The sequence below is a fragment of the Haemophilus sp. CCUG 66565 genome (genome assembly GCF_001679495.1).
Classification (GTDB): domain Bacteria; phylum Pseudomonadota; class Gammaproteobacteria; order Enterobacterales; family Pasteurellaceae; genus Haemophilus; species Haemophilus haemolyticus_K.
This window is the reverse complement of the sequence record NZ_LZOX01000001.1, coordinates 233,517-254,929: the sequence shown is the minus strand read 5'-3', so window position 1 is coordinate 254,929 and position 21,413 is coordinate 233,517. Positions and strand designations below refer to the sequence as shown.

Annotated in this window: 18 protein-coding genes and 2 pseudogenes; 10 read left to right on the top strand and 10 right to left on the bottom strand. The window is 38.8% G+C overall.

The features are described 5' to 3' along the window. Positions 1–52: 52 nt before the first annotated feature. The 4 genes from mtnN to dsbC all read right to left on the bottom strand — a co-directional run bounded on the left by mtnN (position 53) and on the right by dsbC (position 3,931). Complete coding sequence (gene mtnN, locus A9501_RS01205) at positions 53–742, bottom strand: 5'-methylthioadenosine/S-adenosylhomocysteine nucleosidase (protein ID WP_048954082.1); 690 nt, start codon at positions 740–742, stop codon at positions 53–55. Continuing rightward, positions 742–1,446 carry a thiol:disulfide interchange protein DsbA/DsbL gene (locus tag A9501_RS01200; RefSeq protein WP_048954083.1) on the bottom strand — a complete coding sequence of 235 codons (705 nt, stop codon included), beginning with the start codon at positions 1,444–1,446 and terminating at the stop codon, positions 742–744. Before A9501_RS01200 ends, mtnN begins: the two co-directional genes overlap by 1 nt. After that, positions 1,439–3,166 (bottom strand): single-stranded-DNA-specific exonuclease RecJ, encoded by a 1,728-nt coding sequence (recJ, locus tag A9501_RS01195; protein WP_065264601.1) that lies wholly within the window; start codon positions 3,164–3,166, stop codon positions 1,439–1,441. The genes A9501_RS01200 and recJ overlap by 8 nt, the downstream gene beginning before the upstream one ends. Positions 3,167–3,241: 75 nt before the next feature. Beyond that, positions 3,242–3,931, bottom strand: a complete 690-nt coding sequence (gene dsbC, locus A9501_RS01190; protein ID WP_065264600.1) for a bifunctional protein-disulfide isomerase/oxidoreductase DsbC — start codon at positions 3,929–3,931, stop codon at positions 3,242–3,244. A 132-nt stretch (positions 3,932–4,063) separates the two neighbouring features. Here dsbC and prfB point away from each other — a divergent pair. Together prfB and lysS are read left to right on the top strand one after the other, a co-directional pair. Further along, positions 4,064–5,162, top strand: a protein-coding gene (gene prfB, locus A9501_RS01185) for a peptide chain release factor 2 (RefSeq protein ID WP_106013382.1) whose coding sequence is annotated in 2 segments (ribosomal slippage) — positions 4,064–4,138 and positions 4,140–5,162 — 1,098 coding nt in all. Because the reading frame shifts where the segments join, the coding sequence is not laid out codon by codon here. A gap of 112 nt (positions 5,163–5,274) precedes the next feature. After that, a complete protein-coding gene (gene lysS, locus A9501_RS01180) occupies positions 5,275–6,783 on the top strand; it encodes a lysine--tRNA ligase (RefSeq protein WP_065264598.1) in 1,509 nt (502 codons plus the stop codon). A gap of 86 nt (positions 6,784–6,869) precedes the next feature. Here the strand turns inward: lysS and mdh are convergent, their stop codons facing one another. After that, positions 6,870–7,805 (bottom strand): malate dehydrogenase, encoded by a 936-nt coding sequence (mdh, locus tag A9501_RS01175; RefSeq protein WP_005634845.1) that lies wholly within the window; start codon positions 7,803–7,805, stop codon positions 6,870–6,872. Between the two features lie 207 nt (positions 7,806–8,012). Here mdh and argR point away from each other — a divergent pair, with 207 nt between their 5' ends. Both argR and A9501_RS01165 read left to right on the top strand, forming a co-directional pair. Then, positions 8,013–8,468 carry a transcriptional regulator ArgR gene (gene argR / locus A9501_RS01170; RefSeq protein WP_005638679.1) on the top strand — a complete coding sequence of 152 codons (456 nt, stop codon included), beginning with the start codon at positions 8,013–8,015 and terminating at the stop codon, positions 8,466–8,468. After that, entirely contained in the window at positions 8,468–9,358 is an 891-nt protein-coding gene (locus tag A9501_RS01165) for a TIGR01777 family oxidoreductase (RefSeq protein ID WP_065264597.1), read from the top strand. The genes argR and A9501_RS01165 overlap by 1 nt, the downstream gene beginning before the upstream one ends. 66 nt (positions 9,359–9,424) lie before the next feature. Here the strand turns inward: A9501_RS01165 and purF are convergent, their stop codons facing one another. The 3 genes from purF to yfbV form a co-directional block, all read right to left on the bottom strand. Beyond that, positions 9,425–10,942 carry an amidophosphoribosyltransferase gene (purF, locus tag A9501_RS01160; protein ID WP_065264596.1) on the bottom strand — a complete coding sequence of 506 codons (1,518 nt, stop codon included), beginning with the start codon at positions 10,940–10,942 and terminating at the stop codon, positions 9,425–9,427. Between the two features lie 10 nt (positions 10,943–10,952). After that, a complete protein-coding gene (locus tag A9501_RS01155) occupies positions 10,953–11,444 on the bottom strand; it encodes a CvpA family protein (RefSeq protein WP_065264595.1) in 492 nt (163 codons plus the stop codon). 86 nt (positions 11,445–11,530) lie between these two features. Then, the gene (gene yfbV, locus A9501_RS01150; RefSeq protein ID WP_048954091.1) at positions 11,531–11,974 is read right to left on the bottom strand and encodes a terminus macrodomain insulation protein YfbV; all 444 of its coding nucleotides are present in this window, start codon (positions 11,972–11,974) and stop codon (positions 11,531–11,533) included. 220 nt (positions 11,975–12,194) lie between these two features. Between yfbV and A9501_RS01145 the strand changes: the two genes are divergently transcribed. From A9501_RS01145 to pta, 3 genes and pseudogenes are all read left to right on the top strand, one after another. Further along, positions 12,195–13,400 carry an acetate kinase gene (locus A9501_RS01145; protein WP_048954092.1) on the top strand — a complete coding sequence of 402 codons (1,206 nt, stop codon included), beginning with the start codon at positions 12,195–12,197 and terminating at the stop codon, positions 13,398–13,400. A 65-nt stretch (positions 13,401–13,465) separates the two neighbouring features. Beyond that, positions 13,466–13,789: pseudogene (locus A9501_RS09870) on the top strand (AAA family ATPase); the annotation flags it as partial. 75 nt (positions 13,790–13,864) lie between these two features. Further along, positions 13,865–14,914 (top strand): annotated as a pseudogene (gene pta, locus A9501_RS01140) (phosphate acetyltransferase); the annotation flags it as partial. Positions 14,915–14,980: 66 nt separating this feature from the next. On the opposite strand, the gene grxD reads toward pta, so the two are convergent. Both grxD and ompA read right to left on the bottom strand, forming a co-directional pair. Next, positions 14,981–15,304 (bottom strand): Grx4 family monothiol glutaredoxin, encoded by a 324-nt coding sequence (grxD, locus tag A9501_RS01135; RefSeq protein ID WP_065264593.1) that lies wholly within the window; start codon positions 15,302–15,304, stop codon positions 14,981–14,983. Positions 15,305–15,455: 151 nt separating this feature from the next. Next, on the bottom strand, positions 15,456–16,532 hold the full coding sequence (gene ompA, locus A9501_RS01130) for a porin OmpA (protein WP_065264592.1): 1,077 nt from the start codon (positions 16,530–16,532) through the stop codon (positions 15,456–15,458). A 381-nt stretch (positions 16,533–16,913) separates the two neighbouring features. On the opposite strand from ompA, the gene ydiJ reads away from it, so the two are divergent. From ydiJ to hemH, 3 genes are read left to right on the top strand one after another with little or no spacing between them, the layout of a single operon-like run. Continuing rightward, entirely contained in the window at positions 16,914–19,997 is a 3,084-nt protein-coding gene (gene ydiJ, locus A9501_RS01125) for a D-2-hydroxyglutarate dehydrogenase YdiJ (RefSeq protein ID WP_065264591.1), read from the top strand. A gap of 14 nt (positions 19,998–20,011) precedes the next feature. Next, positions 20,012–20,428, top strand: coding sequence for a hotdog fold thioesterase (locus tag A9501_RS01120; RefSeq protein WP_048954097.1), 417 nt, complete (start codon positions 20,012–20,014; stop codon positions 20,426–20,428). Next, positions 20,425–21,411 carry a ferrochelatase gene (hemH, locus tag A9501_RS01115; protein WP_065264590.1) on the top strand — a complete coding sequence of 329 codons (987 nt, stop codon included), beginning with the start codon at positions 20,425–20,427 and terminating at the stop codon, positions 21,409–21,411. The genes A9501_RS01120 and hemH overlap by 4 nt, the downstream gene beginning before the upstream one ends. The last annotated feature ends 2 nt before the right edge of the window (positions 21,412–21,413 follow it).

The window sequence follows — 21,413 nt, the reverse complement described above, 5'->3', positions numbered from 1 at the left end:
ATAATATTTATGATTTAATTGTAAAATTTATTATCTGATTAAAAGATTATTACTACAGTCTATCAATCATCCCTAATACTAATGATGAAGACTGTTTTGCAGCCAACGGTAAGAACTCTTCAAAAGACATACTTGCTTCACCATTGCCTGCATCAGAAATTGCTCGAACCACTACAAAAGGCACATTAAAAGCATAGCAAACTTGTGCAATCGCTGTGGCTTCCATTTCAACCCCCGTCACATTCGGGAAGTCAGCTTTTATTTGTGCAATTTTGTCTTCACTATTAATAAAACTATCGCCAGAGCAAATTAAACCACGTTTTACTGATTGTCCTTGCTTTTCTGCAATTTCTTGAGCGAGGTCAGCTAGTTTTTGGTCTGATAAAAATGCCGCGGGATTAGCGGGCAGCTGCCCTTTTTCATAGCCAAAAGCTGTCACATCCGCATCGTGGTAGCGTGTTTCATCAGAAATCACAATATCCCCCACTTTCAAGCCTTTTGCTACCCCACCCGCAGAACCAGTATTGATCACAAAATCTGGCTTGGCTAATTGCAACAATGCAGTCGTACCAATTGCGGCAGCCACTTTTCCAATACCTGATTGCAATAATGCAACATTTTTACCATTAATTTTGCCTTCAAAAATGACCGCACTTGCTACTCGAGTTTCAGTTCTCTCTGCCATTAAATTTTTTAAAATTTCTACTTCTTGCGCCATTGCGCCAACAATTCCGATTTTCATCACTTTTGTTCCTGTTCTATTTTATTTACCAAAAAATCTAACACCGCCACGCTATAATCATCGTTATAAAGGGTGCTCGCCGTGAGTACATATTTTCCCCCAATGACAACGTAAGGATAGGTAAACACACCATATTCTTCCGTCAATTCAATCGCATCTTGAATTTGCTCTTTTACTCTTTCTGAATTTTCAGCCTGAATAAATAACTGTTTATCTAGAGCTTGTTCTTCCGCCCATTGTTGAATTTTATTTGTCGCAGACAACTCTGCATAACGGGATTTTTCTGAAGTTTCAAATAATAAAACATTAGATAATTCACCCGCACTTAGTGCTTGCAAGGTATAAAAAACGCGTGCGCTAAACTGACTATCCGCAGTTGCAATAGGATATTGCTCCAACGCAACTTTATTTGTACGCATTTGACTATAAAGCTCTAAAATATCTTGCGCTGACGAACATACGCGGCAATCGTAATCAAAAAAGAATTGAATACGTATTTTTTTGTCTGCTCTAGGCGCTTGTTCAATAGGTTCTTGATAAGAAAAATAATCCCGCCCATCTTCAAAATGCATGACATCAGAAGATGGTAAGTGCGGTGGATTTTGAGTAGAAAATTCTTTTTGATTTACTTCAGCTAAAACCGATGATGTAAACCCAAATAAGCCTAATACGAATAATCCATAAAATTTCAAAACATTACTCATCAATCGCTTCAATATATTCTACTAAAAGCTGTACATTTCGGTTACCACGAAACTCATTAACATCCAATTTATATGCAAATCTTGCCTGTTTAATTGAAAGATCGGGATATAATCTTGTGTCAATATTAAACGCAACCGCATCTAATAAAGGGCCACCTTGTTTTGGCTCCACTAACATTTTGAGATGATTTTGATTTTGTCCAATTGCACGCTGATCTAAAATTTTGAATTCACCATCAAAACAAGGCTCTGGGAAAGCTTGTCCCCAAGGGCCTGCTGATTTTATCAATTCCGCCGTTTCAAGATTAAATTCATTTGAATTTAATTCGCCATCGGTCCAAATTACACCTTGTAAATGTTCTTCATCAAGCCAATCGGCAACAGTTTGATTAAAAATATGTTGGAAATCGTCAAAGTGTTCTTCTCGAAGGCTTAATCCTGCAGCCATCGCATGGCCACCAAATTTTAAAATCATATTAGGATGTTGCGAATGAATACGCTCCAAAACATCACGCATATGTAAGCCTTCAATAGAACGCGCGGAACCTTTCAAAACTCCCTCACCATCTTTCGCGAAGGCAATGACTGGACGGTGATATTGCTCTTTAATCCGAGAGGATACTATTCCCAACACACCTTGATGCCAATCGGGTTGATAAAGTGTAATCCCCGAAGGTAACTCTTTAAAAAGTGCGGTGAGATTTTGGCAAATTTCTAGCGCCTCAAGTTTCATGCCTGCTTCAATTTCTTTACGCGTTTGGTTAAGTTGGTCAAGCTCTAAAGCGAATTCTCTGGCTTTTAGCATATCGTCCGCCAGTAAAAGCTCTACCCCAATCGACATATTGTCTAAGCGCCCTGCTGCATTTAAACGAGGCCCGATACAAAAACCGAGATCACTTGAAGTAAACTGTTCAACATTACGGTTAGCCACTTCAGCCAACGCAACAATACCTGGACGGCAACGCCGTGCACGAATCCGCATTAAGCCTTGATAAGCAAGGATACGATTATTTTGATCTAAAGGCACCACATCTGCGACAGTACCCAATGCTACTAGATCGAGCAAATCAGTAAAATTAGGTTGTGTTTCTGCAGTAAAAATACCGAGCTCACGAAATTTTGCTCGTACGGCTAACATCAAATAAAACGCAACACCAACGCCCGCTAAGGATTTTGAAGGAAAACCACACTGGCTTAAATTAGGGTTAACAATAGCATCGGCTGGCGGCAAAGTTTCGGGTGGTAAATGGTGATCCGTCACTAAAACACGGATACCTTTCTCTTTCAAAAATGCAACGCCTTCAAAAGATGAAACGCCGTTATCCACCGTCATTAAAAGCTGTACACCCTTTTCAATCGCCATTTCAGCCATAGGAATACTCAAACCATAACCTTGTTCAAATCGATTTGGTACAAGATAATCCACGTCAGCAAAACCAAGTTGTTTTAAAGCCAGCACACTCAATGCTGTACTAGTTGCACCATCAGCATCAAAATCCCCAACAATCACTATTTTTTGCTGTTGTTGGTAAGCTTCCACTAATAAATTTACGGCTTGATCAATACCATATAGCTGATTTGGATTCAGAATTGATTTTAAAGTGCGGTCTAATTCTTCAGTGTTTTGAATATGGCGTGCGCGATAAAGGCGATCTAATAACGGATGGTTTGAAACAGAATTTCCAACTGGAATTTCACGGCGTTTGATAATTTTTTTCACGGTGTATTTTGTTTTAATTTATCACATTCAAAGGGCATACAAAATATGCCCTTATAAATATGAATATCGCTAGAATTATTTTGTTGTTTCTTCAAGTGCGCTTAATAAATCAGCTGGTTTTAAATAACCGCCAATAAGCTCACCAGTTGAGGTAACAATACTAGGTGTGCCATTTACGCCAAATTGCGCGCCTAATTCATAATGCTTTTTCACAACATTTGGGGTTTTAACTTCTTTCGGTAAATTGCCTTTTTCAGCTTCGTTTAAAGCAAAAACAGGATCTTTCGCCGTCCAAATAGCTTCCATTTGTTTTGCAGTTTGGTTATTCATGCCCGCACGAGGGAAAGCTAAATAACGCACGGTAATACCAAGATCGTTATATTCTTTTAATTGCTGATGTAATAAATGGCAATAATGGCAAGTAATATCCATAAATACCGTCACAACATGCTTTTCATTTTTAGCGGGATAAACAATCATCTCATTTTTATAAGAATTAAGTTTATCCACTAAAATTTTACCCGCCACATCAACAGGACCATTATTTGTGAGTTCGTAAAGTTTACCTTGGAAAGCATATTTTCCATCTTCCGTCACATAAAGTACGCCTTGATCTGTGACGGCAGTTTTGATACCTGAAATTGGCGAGGATTTCACATCAATATTTGATGCGCCAAGAGACTGTAATTTGCTTTTAATCGTGGCATCGTTTGCCATTGCATTAGCCGCAGCCATGCACAAAAGTGCGATAAAAATTTTCTTCATTTTTTGTTCCTAAATTAGCTTGAGTAAGAAAGTCTGAAATTATAGAGAGATTGCTAATTTCTGCAAGGTCAAACTATCCAAAAATCAGAAAATAGCATATAATTCCACACTTTATCACACAGTGAATTTATTATGTTTGAAATCAATCCTGTAAAAAATAAAATCACCGACTTATCCGACCGCACTTTGGTGCTTCGGGGGTATCTTTGACTTCGATGCCAAAGTTGAGCGTTTAGAAGAAGTCAATGCGGAATTAGAACAGCCAGATGTTTGGAATGATCCAGATAAAGCCCAAGCGCTTGGTAAAGAACGCGTTTCCTTAGAACAAGTTGTAAATACCATCAAAAATTTAGAACAAGGTTTAGAAGATGTTGATGGATTATTGGAACTTGCCATCGAAGCAGAAGACGAAGACACCTTCAATGAAGCGATAGCTGAATTAGATGAACTCGAACAACAACTCGAAAAATTAGAGTTCCGTCGAATGTTTAGTGGCGAACATGATGCTTGCGATTGCTATGTGGACTTACAAGCTGGTTCTGGCGGTACGGAAGCTCAAGATTGGACAGAAATGTTGCTCCGTATGTATCTCCGTTGGGCTGAAAGCAAAGGTTTTAAAACAGAACTGATGGAAGTATCTGACGGTGATGTAGCTGGGTTGAAATCGGCAACGATTAAAGTGAGCGGTGAATATGCTTTTGGTTGGTTACGAACAGAAACTGGTATTCATCGTTTGGTGCGTAAAAGTCCATTTGATTCCAATAACCGTCGTCACACATCGTTCAGCGCGGCATTTGTCTATCCTGAAATTGATGACGATATTGATATTGAAATCAATCCCGCTGATTTACGTATTGATGTGTATCGTGCATCGGGAGCTGGTGGACAGCACGTAAACAAAACTGAAAGTGCGGTGCGAATTACCCATATGCCAAGTGGTATTGTTGTGCAATGTCAGAACGATCGTTCACAGCACAAAAATAAAGATCAAGCGATGAAACAATTAAAAGCGAAATTGTATGAGCTTGAATTACAGAAGAAAAATGCAGATAAGCAAGCAATGGAAGATAATAAATCCGACATTGGTTGGGGAAGCCAAATTCGCTCTTATGTATTAGACGATTCACGCATTAAAGATTTGCGTACTGGCGTGGAAAACCGTAATACGCAAGCCGTATTAGACGGTGATTTAGATCGATTTATTGAAGCGAGTTTAAAAGCTGGGCTTTAATCATGATTTGCTGGATAAGTAAAGACGCGTTACTTATCCCATCATAAGAAATAACCCCAAAGTGCGGTTATTTTTAAAGGTATTTTTAAAGTTAAAATTAAAGGTAAACAACATGTCAGAACAAGAAGTTAAAGAATTAGATCTCAATGGCGAAATGCTCGTTCGTCGTGAAAAATTAGCCGCATTACGTGCAAAAGGTAATGCATTTCCAAACAAGTTTCGTCGTGATGCTCTCGCACAAGATTTGCACAATCAATATGATGCAGAAGACGGTGAAATCTTAAAAGAGAAAGGCATTGAAGTACAAGTTGCAGGCCGTATTATGACTCGCCGTGCAATGGGTAAGGCGACGTTTATCACCATTCAAGATATGAGCGGTAAAATCCAGCTTTATGTTGCACGCGATAATTTGCCTGAAGGCATTTATAAAGATGACGTTGGTACTTGGGATTTAGGGGATATCGTTGGCGTTAAAGGCACTTTATTTAAAACAAAAACCGATGAACTCACAGTGAAAACCACTGAAGTTCAACTTTTAACTAAAGCACTTCGCCCATTACCAGATAAATTCCATGGCTTAACTGACCAAGAAGTTCGTTATCGCCAACGTTATTTAGATTTAATTTCTAACGAAGAATCTCGCCGCACTTTTATTATTCGTTCTAAAGTTGTCGCGGGTATTCGTGAATATTTCATTTCTAAAGGCTTTATGGAAGTGGAAACACCAATGTTACAAGTGATTCCTGGCGGTGCATCTGCGCGTCCTTTCGTGACCCATCACAATGCATTAGATGTGGATATGTATTTACGTATCGCACCTGAACTTTATTTAAAACGCTTAGTAGTGGGTGGCTTTGAACGAGTATTTGAATTAAACCGTAACTTCCGTAATGAAGGAGTTTCTGTTCGTCATAATCCAGAATTTACTATGCTTGAATACTACCAAGCGTATGCAGACTACCATGATTTAATGGATAACACCGAAGAACTTCTTCGTAAATTAGCGATTGATATTCTTGGTACTACCATTGTGAAATACGGCGAATACGAATTTGATTTTGGTAAACCATTCGAACGTATTACGTTACACGATGCAACCATTAAATACGGTGCAGACAAAGGTATCATAAAAGAAGATTTATATGACTTTGATCGTGCAAAAGCCACGGCGGAACGCTTAGGTATTGAAGTACAAAAATCTTGGGGTTTAGGTAGCATTGTCAATGCAATTTTTGAAGAAGTGGCTGAACATCACTTAATTCAACCAACATTCTTAATGGCTCACCCTGCGGAAATTTCACCACTTGCACGTCGTAATGATGAAAATCCTGATGTAACAGATCGTTTTGAACTCTTTATCGGTGGTCGTGAAATCGGTAATGGTTTCTCAGAATTAAATGACGCGGAAGATCAAAATGAACGTTTTGATGCACAAGTGGCTGCGAAAGAAGCGGGCGATGATGAAGCAATGTTTAAAGATGAAGACTTTGTTGTTGCGCTAGAACACGGCTTACCACCAACAGCTGGCGAAGGTTTAGGTATCGACCGTCTAGCGATGCTTTATGCAAATGCACCATCAATTCGTGATGTTATCTTATTCCCTGCAATGCGTCAGAAATAATAAAGATATAAACAAAAGCCACCATTTGGTGGCTTTTTTATCGAAACATGAAAAAGGGAGCTAATGCTCCCCTTATTTTTTAATGATTAACCATTAATAAATTTTTCACCTAATTCAATATCTGCACGTAAAGTCGGCAACATATTTTCTAGAGCTTGTTGTTCAAAATTGCTTAATGGACCAATTGGTAAAATTTCTTCTACACCTTCTTTACCTAAACGAACTGGTTGAGAGAAGAAACGAGCATATTTGCCATCACCTTCAACATAAGTACATTCAACAACTGTCTCGCCACTTAATCCTTTCACTAAAGAACGAGCGAAACGCGCTGCAGCTTGCGCCATTGAAAGCGTTGCAGAACCACCACCCGCTTTTGCATTGACCACTTCTGTACCTGCATTTTGGATACGTTTTGTTAATGGTTCGATTTCATCTTCATTCCATTCAGCATATTGAACCTGAGAAAGTAATGGAAGAATAGTCACACCTGAGTGACCACCAATAACAGGAACGCTAGTACGAGAAACATTTAAACCTTTTAATTCAGCCACAAAAGTTTCAGAACGTAACACGTCTAAAGTTGTCACACCAAATAATTTACGTTTGTCGTAAACGCCTGCTTTTTTCAATACTTCAGCCGCAATCGCAACAGTAGTATTTACTGGGTTAGTGATGATACCAACGCATGCTTTCGGGCAAGTAACCGCGACTTTTTCAATTAAACCACGAACAATGCCTGCATTAATATTGAATAAATCAGAGCGGTCCATACCAGGTTTACGTGCAACACCAGCAGAAATTAATACAACATCCGCACCTTCAAGTGCTGGAGTTGGATCTTCACCAGAAAAACCTTTCACATTCACTGCAGTTGGAATATGGCTCACATCCACTGCAACACCTGGGGTAACAGGGGCGATATCATATAATGCTAAATCTGAACCAGCAGGCAACTGAAGTTTTAGTAATAACGCTAATGCTTGACCAATACCGCCTGCGGCGCCTAATACTGCAACTTTCATAAATACTCCTTATGTGTTAGTTAATTTAAGATGACCTGATTTTAAAATTTTCATCTCACAATTACAAACAGAGAAATATCATTCTATGATCTAGTTCACATTTCTGAGGTAATTTTTTCCTTCTCTTTGCTTTTATTCACATTCAAGTTGCTGAAAATGAATTTTTATGCAATTCTTATGCAAATTTTTGACTATTGAAAAATAAAAATGACTGACAATTTAACTCGTGCTTTTAAAGAATTACTCAATCAAGAACGCTTTGGATCTCAAAGTGAGATTGTTGATGCCTTAAAAAAACAAGGCTTTACAGGTATAAATCAATCAAAAATCTCCAGAATGCTCACCAAATTTGGCGCGGTTCGCACCCGTAATACCAAAATGGAAATGGTCTATTGCTTACCGGGTGAATTAAGTGTTCCTAATACCAGTAGCCCATTAAAAAATCTTGTATTAGATGTTGATTACAATGATATGTTAATTGTCATTAAGACTTCTCCAGGCGCGGCACAACTCATCGCTCGCTTGCTCGATTCAATCGGAAAATCAGAAGGCATCTTAGGCACTATCGCAGGCGATGACACAATTTTTATCACACCAACTCGTGGCACAAAAATTGTCGATTTACTCAAAAATGTCCAACGTTTATTTGAAAACGCATTGTAATGAACATTTTATTAACTGGAGGCACAGGACTTATCGGTAAAGCACTTGTTGAACAACTCTGCTTACGCAACGAACAAGTGACGATCTTAACGCGCTCAAGTAGGCCGCCCACTATCTCAAAGCAAAAAAACATCAAATTTATTACCGTACTTTCAGAACTCGATTTACAAGAACAGTTTGATGCCATCATCAATCTTGCTGGCGAGCCGATTTTTCATAAAGCTTGGTCGAAAAACCAAAAATCTATTTTACGAGAAAGTCGTTTAAACCTTACCACTCAACTGGTTGAATTCATTAATCAATATCAGCAACACCCTATTTTTATTTCGGGTTCAGCGACTGGAATTTACGGCGATCAAGACGAACAAAAAATTACCGAAACAAGCAAAACAGCAAAAAACTTCACCGCACAATTATGCCAAGATTGGGAAGATATTGCGCGACAAGCTAATGCGAGGGTTTGTTTGATTCGAACAGGCATGGTCTTTTCTAAGAAAGGAGGCGCCCTTGCTCAAATGTTGCCTTTATACAAATGGGGACTTGGCGGCAAACTGGGCAATGGAGAGCAATATTTCCCCTGGATTGCTTTGGAAGATATAGTAAATGGCATTTTATTTTTACTCGATCATTCAGAATGCCAAGGCTCATTTAACTTCACCGCCCCGAATCCCATAAAACAACATAAATTTAACCGCACTTTGGCTCGAATATTAAAACGTCCTGCCTTTGCAATCATTCCAAAATGGATATTACATTTCATTCTTGGCGAACGAGCGAATCTATTACTCGAAAGCCAAAATGTTGTGCCTGAAAAATTACTCAACATGGGATTCCAATTTAAATATTCTAATTGCGAAAACTATCTAGAAGAAATTCTAAAAAACAAATAAAAAAATCACCGCACTTTTTTAATGCGGTGATTTTTTATCAGATTAAATATCTCGCCTTATCGCCATTTATTGCTCATTATAAATTTCAAGATTAGATGTTTGTTTTTCACGTTTTTTCTTTGCACTATCGTTCCGTTGACTTGCGATTTTGTCTAAATATTCTGGCGTGATGTCACCTGTAATATACTTGCCTGTAAATACTGAACAATCAAACCCTCGAATAGCCGAATTTTCTAATTGAACAGATTCGGTAAGTGCGGTCAGATCTTGGAAAATTAATTTGTCCACACCAATTAAATGCGCAATTTCATCAACATCTCGACCGTAAGCGATCAGTTCATCACGACTCGGCATATCAATACCATATACATTCGGATAACGAATTTCTGGAGCAGCAGAGGCAAAGTAAATTTTCTTCGCACCAGCTGAGCGAGCCATTTCAACAATTTGCTCAGAGGTTGTGCCGCGAACGATAGAATCGTCCACCAATAAGATGTTTTTACCTTTAAATTCAGCTTTAATGGTATTCAATTTGCGACGAACTGAACTAATACGCTGTGCTTGTCCTGGCATAATAAACGTACGACCAACATAGCGATTTTTCACAAATCCTTGGCGATAAGGTTTCCCTAGTACACGAGCTATTTGTAACGCAATATCTGTGGAGGTTTCAGGAACGGGAATCACCACATCAATATTATCAATTTCATCCGCCCATTGTTTTGCAATTTTTTGTCCGAGTTTTTCCCCCATGTGAACACGTGCAGCATAAACAGAGACGCCATCAATTGTTGAATCTGGGCGTGCAAAATAAACATACTCAAAAATACAAGGATTTAGCACCGCACTTTCGGCACATTGTTGCGAATAAAGCTCGCCATCAAAAGTGACATAAACGGCTTCACCAGGGGCAATATCACGAACAAAGTCAAAACCCACAATATCTAAGGCTACTGTTTCAGAGGCAAACATATAATCAGTTTTGCCATTTTCTTCGCGTTTACCCAACACCAAAGGACGAATACCAAAAGGATCACGAAACGCAACCATACCATGCCCAATAATCATCGCTAAACAAGCATAAGCACCACGAACATCGTTGTGAGTTTGACGAACAGCATTAAAAATATCTTTTGGATCAAGTTTCTCTTGAGGAATGTGATCAAGGTGATTTGCAAGAATATTTAGAAGAAGTTCGGAATCTGAATTAGTGTTTACATGGCGGCGGGCAGTTTTAAAGACTTTTTCTTTTAATTCGACTGAGTTGGTTAAATTGCCGTTATGCACCAAAGTGACACCATAGGGAGAATTCACATAAAAAGGCTGCGCCTCTGAGACGCTAGAACTCCCTGCGGTAGGATAGCGAACATGTCCCAACCCAGCATTTCCTTGCAACCGTAACATATGCTCTTGATGGAAAACATCACTCACTAAACCGTTAGCTTTGCGTAAGCGGAAACGATTTTCATCGTCAACCGTCACTATGCCTGCAGCATCTTGCCCACGATGTTGCAAAAGCGTCAATGCCGCATAAATAGATTCATTAACCGGACTTTGGCTAACAATACCGACAATACCACACATTTTGTGTTCCTTATTGATTAAGCGTTGGATTTAAAAAACTTGAACTAGCCTGAAGTTGTTGAAAGAACCATTCAATAATAAAACCAAAGTGCGGTATTAATTGAGATTCTTTCCACCAATCAGTTTGTTCAAAATTGGTGAAGGTATCCATGAAAAATAATAGCGCAGCGACAATCAGTGCACCGCGCACTAAACCAAAAATCGCCCCTAACACACGATCTGTGCCACTTAAACCCGTCTTATCTACTAATTGACTAATCACATAATTTACTATGGCGCCCACGATTAAAGTCAGTATAAATAAAATCCCGATTGCGGTTCCATTACGAATATACATTGATTCAATTTGCGTAAGATAAGCTGCAAGATAAGGATAGAACTGGCTTGCTACTATAAATGCCACAACCCAGCTACCGAGTGAAAGCACTTCGCGTACAAAACCGCGTAATAAACTGACAAGAATGGAAAAAGCGATAATGCCAATAATAATGTAATCGATCATTAAAAAATCTCTCAATGAAAAACGGCCGTTTAAAACGACCGAGGTATTCTACAAAAATAAAGCCGAAAAGAAAACGTTTGCGTAAACTAAATTTCCTGCCAAAAAGCTCGTTCAAATTTGCTTTGAGCTTTCTTTAAGACTTCTGCTAAATGTTGGTATGTCGGTTGATCTTGCACAAAAGGCAAAGGTTCATGTAGTTGTTTTAACCGTTCGCAAATATCATAAAACCATACTGCACTTTGATTTTCTAATGGCGAATTCGCACGCTTACCAAGCCAATAAAGACCTTGAAAAGGAATAAGCAAGGCAAAAAGTGAGGTCAAAATTGCAATAGAAAAGGCCATCAAATCATTTTTTGCATAAATCTGTTGCCACACCACTGCAAATACAGCAACAAAGGGCATGAATTTTTGTGCAAAACTCGTGGCTTTCATAATACGGTTTTCAGGGAAAATCATGCCTAACTTAGCCTCCTGCGGCCAAGTATTAAGATAAACTTGTCCCTGTTTTAAAATGGAAAAAAATGCCATAAAAATGCTCGTTAAAATAACCGCACTTATCATACCCCACTTTATATTATTTTGTCACCTTACCTAAAAAGTTTAAATTTTCAAAAAATTTAATAACCTGATGAATTTTTATGCATAGACGAATTTATTTTATTTGCCAAAAAGTGTATCCTATGTTCGATTTTTTCAGTCCATTCAACTGAGTGGATTTTCATTAACTTTAATCAAATATAGGGTTCCTATGTCAAAACTTGTTCTAATCCTTAACTGTGGTAGTTCTTCATTAAAATTTGCAATCCTTGATCCAGCAACAGGTGAAGAAAAATTATCTGGTTTAGCTGAAGCATTTTTCCTTCCAGAAGCTCGCATTAAATGGAAACTTAACGGTGAGAAAGGGAGCGCAGATTTAGGTGCAGGTGCAGCACATACTGAAGCACTTGACTTCATTGCATCAAACATTATGACTGATGAGCTTAAAAACTCAATCACATCGATTGGTCACCGTATCGTTCACGGTGGTGAAAAATACACTCAATCCGTTGTAATCACAGATGAAGTGGTTAAAGGTATTGAAGATGCAGCACAATTTGCCCCACTTCACAACCCTGCTCACCTAATCGGTATTCGTGAAGCCTTTAAAACCTTCCCACATTTAAAAGATAAGAACGTTGCCGTATTTGATACTGCTTTCCACCAAACTATGCCTGAAGAAGCATTCTTATATGCGCTTCCATATTCACTTTATAAAGAGCACGCTGTTCGTCGCTATGGTGCTCACGGTACAAGCCACTACTTCGTTTCTCGTGAAGTCGCTGAATATGTCGGTAAACCTGCAGACCAAGTCAATACGATTATTTGTCACTTGGGTAATGGTGGTTCTGTTTCTGTTGTTCGTAACGGTAAATGTATTGATACATCAATGGGCTTAACTCCGTTAGAAGGTTTAGTCATGGGCACTCGTTGTGGTGATATCGACCCTGCAATCGTATTCTACCTATACAAAAACTTAGGTATGTCAATGGAACAAATTGAAGAGACTTTAGTGAAAAAATCCGGTCTTTTAGGTTTAACTGAGGTAACCAGTGACTGTCGTTATGCAGAAGATAACTACGACGATCTGTCTAAGCCTGAAGCAAAACGTGCATTAGACGTCTATAGTTACCGTTTAGCAAAATACATCGGTGCTTATATGGCGGTATTAGGTGATGATCACTTAGATGCCATTGCATTTACTGGTGGTATCGGTGAAAACTCCGCTCATGTTCGTGAATTAGCATTAAATCACTTAAAATTATTTGGTATTAAAGTGGATAACGAACGCAATCTTGCGGCACGCTTCGGTAAAGATGGCGTAATCACTACTGATGATTCTGCATTTAAAGCAATTGTACTTCCAACTAATGAAGAGTTAGTCATCGCTCAAGATACCGCACGTTTAGCGGGCTAATCAACTTCCATCAAACCTGCTGAAAAATCAGCAGGTTTTTTTCATTTATTAAAAGGTATATCAAAATGACTAAAGCAGTTATTCTTATTCCAACTAGCACAGAAGCCAATTTAGCATCAGCATTACAAATCGCTAAAACAACAAATGCGGTTATATTCAATGCAGTAGAAGATGTAAAAGCCGCTCAAGCATTCATCGCAAATAATCAAAAAGACGTGCTGTTAGAAAAAATCGTTGCTGATTTCCAAGCATTAAATGCAAATCTAGTGGTTGTTAAAGGTGTTCAACCTTCAGCTCAAGCGCCTTTTGCAAACAGCTTAAACTTCGCGATTGCGCAAACCTTAGATGCACAAATCATCTTAGTAGCAAACAATGAAGAAGGCACATTAGTAGAAGCCGTTGCTTCAGAATTTGGCGGTGTGAACAACACTGAAATCTTAGGTGTGTTTGGTGCGCACGCAGGCAAAATTAAAACCTTCGATGAACAAGCATTAGTTGCGGCAATCTCTGCACCACTTGCTCGTGAAGCACGTATTTCTCCAGCTGCATTCCGTTTCAAATTAACTGATTTAGCACGCAAAGCAGGCAAAACTATCGTATTACCAGAAGGTGACGAACCTCGCACTGTTAAAGCGGCTGCAATCTGTGCTGAACGTGGTATTGCAAAATCAGTATTATTAGCGGATCCTGAATCAGTGAAAAAAGTCGCAGCAGAACAAGGCGTGACTTTAAGTGCTGACGTAACAATCATCAATCCAGCTGACGTACGCGAAAACTACGTTGCTCGTTTAGTTGAATTACGTAAATCTAAAGGCTTAACTGAAGAACAAGCTCGCGCGCAATTAGAAGACACCGTTGTATTAGGCACCATGATGTTAGAAGCTGGCGAAGTGGATGGTTTAGTTTCTGGTGCCGTTCATACAACGGCAAACACTATTCGCCCACCGATGCAGATCATCAAAACAGCACCTGGCAGTTCAATTATCTCATCTGTATTCTTTATGTTATTACCAGACCAAGTATTAGTCTATGGCGACTGTGCGGTAAATCCAGAACCTACAGCGGAACAATTAGCTGAAATCGCAATCCAATCAGCCGAATCTGCAAAAGCATTTGGTTTAGAACCAAAAGTGGCAATGCTTTCTTATTCAACTGGTACTTCTGGTGCGGGTCAATCAGTCGAGAAAGTAAAAGAGGCAACCCGTATTGCACAAGAAAAACGCCCTGATTTATTAATTGATGGTCCATTGCAATACGATGCAGCTGTGATGAAAGATGTGGCAGCTTCTAAAGCACCAAATTCTAAAGTAGCGGGTCAAGCAAATGTATTTGTATTCCCTGATATCAACGCGGGTAATATCGGCTATAAAGCAGTTCAACGCTCTGCTGATTTAGTTGCGGTGGGTCCAATGCTTCAAGGTATGCGAAAACCCGTTAATGACTTATCTCGTGGCGCATTAGTCGATGACATTGTTTACACTATTGCATTAACTGCAATTCAAGCAACACAATAGTCTAAACAAGCTAAAAAAATCCCGCACTTTTAAAAGAATGCGGGATTTTTTATTGATTAATCAATTTTATGCATGTTTTGCAGAAACTTCATTTAATAAAGTTTGCAACTCCCCAGATTGATACATTTCCAAAATAATATCACACCCACCAATTAACTCTCCCTCGACCCATAGTTGTGGGAAAGTAGGCCAATTTGCATAAACAGGCAATTCAGCACGAATATCAGCATGTTGTAAAATATCAACATAACCAAAAGGTACTTTACAATTGATCAGTGCTTCTACTGCTCGCGCCGAAAAACCACAAGATGGTAATTTAGGTGAGCCTTTCATATAGATAAGAATTGGATTTTCACTAATTTGTTTTTTAATTTTGTCTAAGGTTTCCATAATGTTCCCCACGAATAAAAGAGGATTAAATTCTACCACAAGTTAAAACTTGAGTGAAATTCTAGGATTATTATCTTAATAAAACAAAAGGCCTAAACCGAAGTTTAAGCCTTTTTTCTGTATTTAATCTTTCGTTAAACGAATACTGAAATTATTTAGTACCGTTAACTGCGATTTCAACACGACGGTCTGGTGCTAAACAAGCGATAAGCGCTTTACGACCTTTAACTTGGTCACAAGTTGCGCCAGTCACTGGATTTGCTTTACCGTAACCAGTTGCAGAGATTGCGTTAGTTGCTACACCTTTTTGTACTAAGTAGTTAGCTACAGTCTCAGCACGTTGTTGAGAAAGTTTAACGTTGAACGCATCAGAACCGATACGGTCAGTATAACCAGCAACAGCTACTTTAGCGCTATGAACTTGTGCGATTTCACCGTAGATACCATCTAAAGTTGCTTTAGCTTGTGGTTTTAAGTTTGCTTTACCGAAAGCGAAAGTTACATCAGAGCTTAAGTTGAAAGTTTTGCTTACAACTTCAGGAGCCATAGCTGGTGCAGCCACTGCGCCTTGACCGAAACGGTAAGAAACGCCAGCGTTGATAGAACCAATCCATGGATTGTAATCTACAGAGCTGTTGTGAGTTTCTTGAGTACGGTATTTACCTACACGAGTTAACCATTGGTATTCTAAACGAACTGCTAATTCTGGTAATACAGCATATTCTGCACCGACTGCAAATAAACCAGAGGTACGTAAGCTGTGACGACCTTTTTCGTGATCACGAGCACCATTTGCATCGTAGAATTTATAGTCAGAACGTACTAAAGCCACACCTGCTTTACCGTAAACATCTAAACCATTTAACACTTCATAGCTACCTTTAAAGCTTAAGTGAGCACCGTGGTTAGTGTGTTTAGCAACAGTTTTGCCAGCTTCACGCGCTTTTGCACGACCAAAATCATCGTAACCTAATTCAACCGCTAAACCTAAATTATCACGGTTTAAAATTTGGTAACCACCAAATACACCATAAGTGAAAGAGTTACGCTTATAACCGTATTCTCCCTCTAATCCTTTCTCAATCACATGGTTACGATTAATACCATCGTGGAAAGATGCTTGACCTGCTTTAACACCTGCATAGAAAGTGTTTTCTTGTGGTGCAGCTTGAGCTACTGAAGCTGCTGCTAAACCAGCAACTACTAATGCGATTGCAGTTTTTTTCATTTTGATGTCCTCTATTTAGTCATCGTTTATTAATAAGAAAAGTTTCCTTGCTTATAATGGAACTTTTAGGGAAAGTTACACTCAAAGCATTTGCTTAACTAGGGTTTTGAATTTGCCCTACTTTTTACCTTTTGACAAATTCAATTCCTTTGTTTACGCCAAAGGAACGTTCAAAAGTGCGCCTATTATCCTATAAAAATTAAAAAGATCAAATTCTTTTGAGCTTTTTGTTTGCTTTTTATACAAATAACACGCTTTTCTTGACTAATTTACTCCACAAAACGCTTCTTTAAAACGCTCAAAATCTAATTCGACATTGTGCGCTCCTTAAGATATTATCGAGAACACCCTGTATTTATAGCTTTAAATGAGTTAAATGCTATGTTGCCAAGTCTAAACCGCACGCCACAAATTGAACAAGATGTCCTTAACTATCTCCAAGCACTAAAAAAACAACATTTTGAAGGGGATATTGCTACAAATTATGCAGATAGATTAAGTCTTGCTACGGATAACAGCGTTTACCAGCAGCTTCCCCAAGCGATTCTTTTTCCGAAAACTGTTGCTGATATAGTACGTATAACCAAATTGGCTAATTTACCTGAATATCAATTAATCACCTTTACGCCTCGTGGTGGAGGCACTGGGACAAATGGACAATCTATCAATAACAATATAATAGTAGATCTCTCTCGCCATATGACTGCCATTTTAGAACTCAATGTAAAAGAACGTTGGGTTCGAGTACAAGCAGGCGTAGTAAAAGATCAACTTAATCAATTTTTAAAACCACATGGTTTATTCTTTGCCCCAGAGTTATCCACCAGTAATCGAGCGACTTTAGGTGGAATGATTAATACGGATGCCTCTGGGCAAGGTTCATTGCAATACGGTAAAACCTCTAATCACGTTTTGGCATTACGCGCAGTATTAATGAACGGTGAGATTTTAGATACGAGTGCAGCCAATTCTGTTGATGTTTTAGAAAACATCGATGCGCTTGAATTAAGTGGCGATAGCAAAAAACTTCATCAAACCATTGCGCAACACTGTAAAGAAAAAAGAGCGGCAATCATTAAAGAGCTGCCACAACTTAACCGTTTTTTAACAGGATACGATCTGAAAAATGTATTTAATGAAGATGAAAGTGAATTTAATCTCACCAGAATTCTCACTGGTTCTGAAGGTTCTCTCGCATTTATTTGTGAAGCTAAACTCAATCTTCTGCCTATTCCTCAGTATCGTACGCTCATCAATATTAAATATCGTTCTTTTGATGCGGCATTACGCAATGCCCCTTTTATGGTGAAAGCCAATGCGCTTTCTGTGGAAACTGTTGATTCCAAAGTCTTAAATCTCGCTAAACAAGATATTATTTGGCACTCTGTAAATGAACTTCTTACAGAAGATGAAAAAGATCCAATTCTCGGTTTAAATATTGTGGAATTTGCTAGTAATAATAAAGAAAAAATAGACCGCCAAGTCACCGCACTTTGTCGCTCACTTGATGAAAAAATCGAACACAATCAAGATCACATTATTGGCTACCAAGTTTGCTCGGATTTACCTTCTATTGAGCGTATTTATGCAATGCGAAAAAAAGCCGTGGGCTTACTTGGTAATGCAAAAGGCGTAGCCAAACCGATTCCTTTTGTAGAAGATACTTGTGTCCCCCCAGAAAATCTTGCGGATTACATTAGTGAATTTCGCACTTTATTAGACAAGCACCATTTACAATATGGCATGTTTGGTCACGTGGATGCGGGCGTATTGCACGTTCGCCCAGCGCTTGATTTATGCGATAAAGAACAAGTGAAATTATTCAAACAAATTTCAGATGAAGTCGCCGAACTTACGATTAAATATGGTGGATTACTCTGGGGAGAGCATGGAAAAGGCGTGCGTTCCCATTACGGCGAAAAATTCTTTACGCCAGAACTCTGGCACGAACTTCGTTATATCAAAACCTTATTCGATCCAAACAATCGCTTAAATCCAGGCAAAATCTGTATGCCTTTGGATTCCAAAGAGGAACTTTATTCTATTCTTTCGCCGATGCGGGCTGATAACGATCGCCAAATTCCTATCCAAATACGAGATGAATTTAAGGGTGCGATGAACTGCAATGGAAACGGCTTATGTTTCAATTTTGATGAACACAGCATTATGTGCCCATCGATGAAAGTAAGTAAAAACCGTGTATTTTCGCCGAAAGGTCGTGCAGCCATGGTTCGAGAATGGCTTCGATTAATGGCAAATGAAAATGTTTCGCCCGAACAATTAGACTTCCATAAAACAGAAATAAAACTAACCTCACTTGTGAAAAAAGTAAGCAATACGGTTCAAAAATGGCGAGGGGATTATGATTTTTCTCACGAAGTAAAAGCGGCAATGGATACTTGCCTTGCTTGTAAAGCCTGTGCGAGCCAATGCCCGATTAAAATTGATGTGCCAAGTTTCCGTGCGAAATTCTTTTATTTTTATCACAGCCGCTACTTACGGCCCGCAAAAGATCACATTGTGGCAAATTTAGAAATCGCTGCGCCTTATATGGCAAAACAGGCAAAATTCTTTAATTATTTTACCAAGCTAAAAATCACGCAAACATTAGTGGAAAAAACGCTAGGCATGACCGATTTGCCCTTGCTTTCTGAACCCAATTTGCAACAACAACTGGTGGAAATTCATTATCAAGGCAAATCCTTAGAAGAATTGGAAGACCTAAGTGCGGTGGAAAAAAACGATATTTTATTTATTGTGCAAGATCCTTATACCTCTTACTATGATGCAAAAGTGGTACGGGATTTTGTTATGCTTACGCAGAAATTAGGTTTCACACCAATTCTGTTGCCATTTAAACCAAACGGCAAAGCAATGCACATTAAAGGTTTCTTAAAACTCTTTAGCAAAACAGCACAAAACCAAGCCGAGTTTTTAAATCGCATGGCAAAATTAGACATTCCACTTGTAGGAGTAGATCCAGCCATCGTGCTGTCTTATCGAGATGAATACAAGGAAGCACTACAAGAAAAACGTGGCGATTTCCACGTTCTCACTGCTCACGAATGGTTAAAACAAAGATTACAAAATGCGGCGTTACAAGATAAACTGAAAAACATCGCCAAAACTGACCGCACTTCCGCTTGGTATTTATTCCCGCATTGTACGGAATCTACTTTTATGCCGAACAGTCCAAAAGAATGGCAAGAAATTTTTGGAAGATTTGGGCAACAACTGAATGTAGAAAAAGTAGGATGTTGCGGTATGGCTGGTGTATTTGGACATGAAGTGCAAAATCAAAAAATGAGCCGAGAAATCTACGATGTATCGTGGCACAAAAAACTGCATGGAAAAGATCCGCACTTTTGTTTAGCAACCGGTTATTCTTGTCGCAGTCAGGTAAAACGTTATGAACATGTGGTGCTAAAACACCCTGTGCAGGCATTATTAGAAATTTTAGCGTAATGTAAAGGAACATCATGATTTGGCAAAAAAACTTCACGCTCGAAAACTTAAATCAACTTTGCTCCAACAGTGCAGTTAGCCATCTTGGCATTGAAATTTCTGCTTTTGGCGAAGATTGGATTGAAGCGACAATGCCAGTGGATCATCGTACAACCCAACCTTTTGGTCTATTACATGGCGGAATATCTGTTGCATTAGCAGAAACGATAGGTTCATTGGCGGGATACCTGGCAATAGAAGAAAATAAAATTGCAGTGGGACTTGATATTAATGCTCATCACCTACGTTCAGTAAAGCAAGGCATTGTTACAGCAAAGGCTACACCTATTAGTTTAAATAGAAATATCCACGTATGGCAAATTGACATTCGTGATGAACAAGATAAACTTTGCTGCGTTTCTCGACTTACACTTTCTATTCTAAACTTATGATAGCAAATCAAAAAATAGGGATTATTTTAGCCAATTTAGGGACACCCGATGCGCCCACCTCATCTGCTATATCCCGTTATTTATGGAAATTTTTAACCGACCCAAGAGTAGTCGATTTATCTCCTTACAAATGGTATCCATTACTCAAGGCTGTTATTTTGCCATTACGTTCAAAACGTATTGCTAAAAATTATCAAGCAATTTGGACAGAGCAAGGTTCGCCTTTACTTGCCATTTCACGACGACAAAAAGATGCATTACAAGCCTATTTAGATAAGCAACATATTGATGCTCAAGTAGAAATTGCGATGACATACGGCAACCCATCAATGCAAAGTGCGGTGAAAAATTTACTTAAAAATAAAGTTGAACGAATTATTGTACTCCCCCTTTACCCACAATATTCTAGTACGACAACAGGTGCGCTATTTGATGCCTTTGCCCATGCCCTTAAAGAAGAGCGGGGAATGGTGCCGTTCGATTTTATTCATTCTTATCATGTTGATGAAAATTACATTAACGCCTTAGCCGATTCCATAAAAGTGCGGTTAAAATCCGATGAATTTTTGCTATTTTCTTATCATGGTATCCCTTTACGTTATGAAAATATGGGCGATTACTACCGTGAACATTGCAAACAAACAACACTTGCTGTTGTAGATAAGTTGGGATTGACCGAAAACCAATGGGGAATAACCTTCCAATCACGTTTTGGACGAGAAGAATGGTTACAACCTTACACGGATAAATTTCTCCAAAATGCAGCATCACAAGGCATTCATAAAATAGCCGTCATTTGCCCAGGTTTTTCGGTTGATTGTTTAGAAACTATTGAAGAAATTGATGAGGAAAACCGCGAGAATTTTCTCACTAATGGCGGACAATCTTACCAATATATTCCTGCACTCAATGCAGAACCGCAACATATTGAAATGATGGGAAAACTGCTCCTAGCAAAAATCTTTCCCCCATTGAAAGAGTAAAA

Bases quoted from the DNA above. Each gene is read 5' to 3' on its own strand.
- mtnN (WP_048954082.1), bottom strand. From the start codon at position 742: ATGAAAATCGGAATTGTTGGCGCAATGGCGCAAGAAGTAGAAATTTTA.
- A9501_RS01200 (WP_048954083.1), bottom strand. From the start codon at position 1,446: ATGAGTAATGTTTTGAAATTTTATGGATTATTCGTATTAGGCTTATTT.
- dsbC (WP_065264600.1), bottom strand. From the start codon at position 3,931: ATGAAGAAAATTTTTATCGCACTTTTGTGCATGGCTGCGGCTAATGCA.
- lysS (WP_065264598.1), top strand. From the start codon at position 5,275: ATGTCAGAACAAGAAGTTAAAGAATTAGATCTCAATGGCGAAATGCTC.
- mdh (WP_005634845.1), bottom strand. From the start codon at position 7,805: ATGAAAGTTGCAGTATTAGGCGCCGCAGGCGGTATTGGTCAAGCATTA.
- argR (WP_005638679.1), top strand. From the start codon at position 8,013: ATGACTGACAATTTAACTCGTGCTTTTAAAGAATTACTCAATCAAGAA.
- A9501_RS01165 (WP_065264597.1), top strand. From the start codon at position 8,468: ATGAACATTTTATTAACTGGAGGCACAGGACTTATCGGTAAAGCACTT.
- purF (WP_065264596.1), bottom strand. From the start codon at position 10,942: ATGTGTGGTATTGTCGGTATTGTTAGCCAAAGTCCGGTTAATGAATCT.
- A9501_RS01155 (WP_065264595.1), bottom strand. From the start codon at position 11,444: ATGATCGATTACATTATTATTGGCATTATCGCTTTTTCCATTCTTGTC.
- yfbV (WP_048954091.1), bottom strand. From the start codon at position 11,974: ATGGCATTTTTTTCCATTTTAAAACAGGGACAAGTTTATCTTAATACT.
- A9501_RS01145 (WP_048954092.1), top strand. From the start codon at position 12,195: ATGTCAAAACTTGTTCTAATCCTTAACTGTGGTAGTTCTTCATTAAAA.
- grxD (WP_065264593.1), bottom strand. From the start codon at position 15,304: ATGGAAACCTTAGACAAAATTAAAAAACAAATTAGTGAAAATCCAATT.
- ompA (WP_065264592.1), bottom strand. From the start codon at position 16,532: ATGAAAAAAACTGCAATCGCATTAGTAGTTGCTGGTTTAGCAGCAGCT.
- ydiJ (WP_065264591.1), top strand. From the start codon at position 16,914: ATGTTGCCAAGTCTAAACCGCACGCCACAAATTGAACAAGATGTCCTT.
- A9501_RS01120 (WP_048954097.1), top strand. From the start codon at position 20,012: ATGATTTGGCAAAAAAACTTCACGCTCGAAAACTTAAATCAACTTTGC.
- hemH (WP_065264590.1), top strand. From the start codon at position 20,425: ATGATAGCAAATCAAAAAATAGGGATTATTTTAGCCAATTTAGGGACA.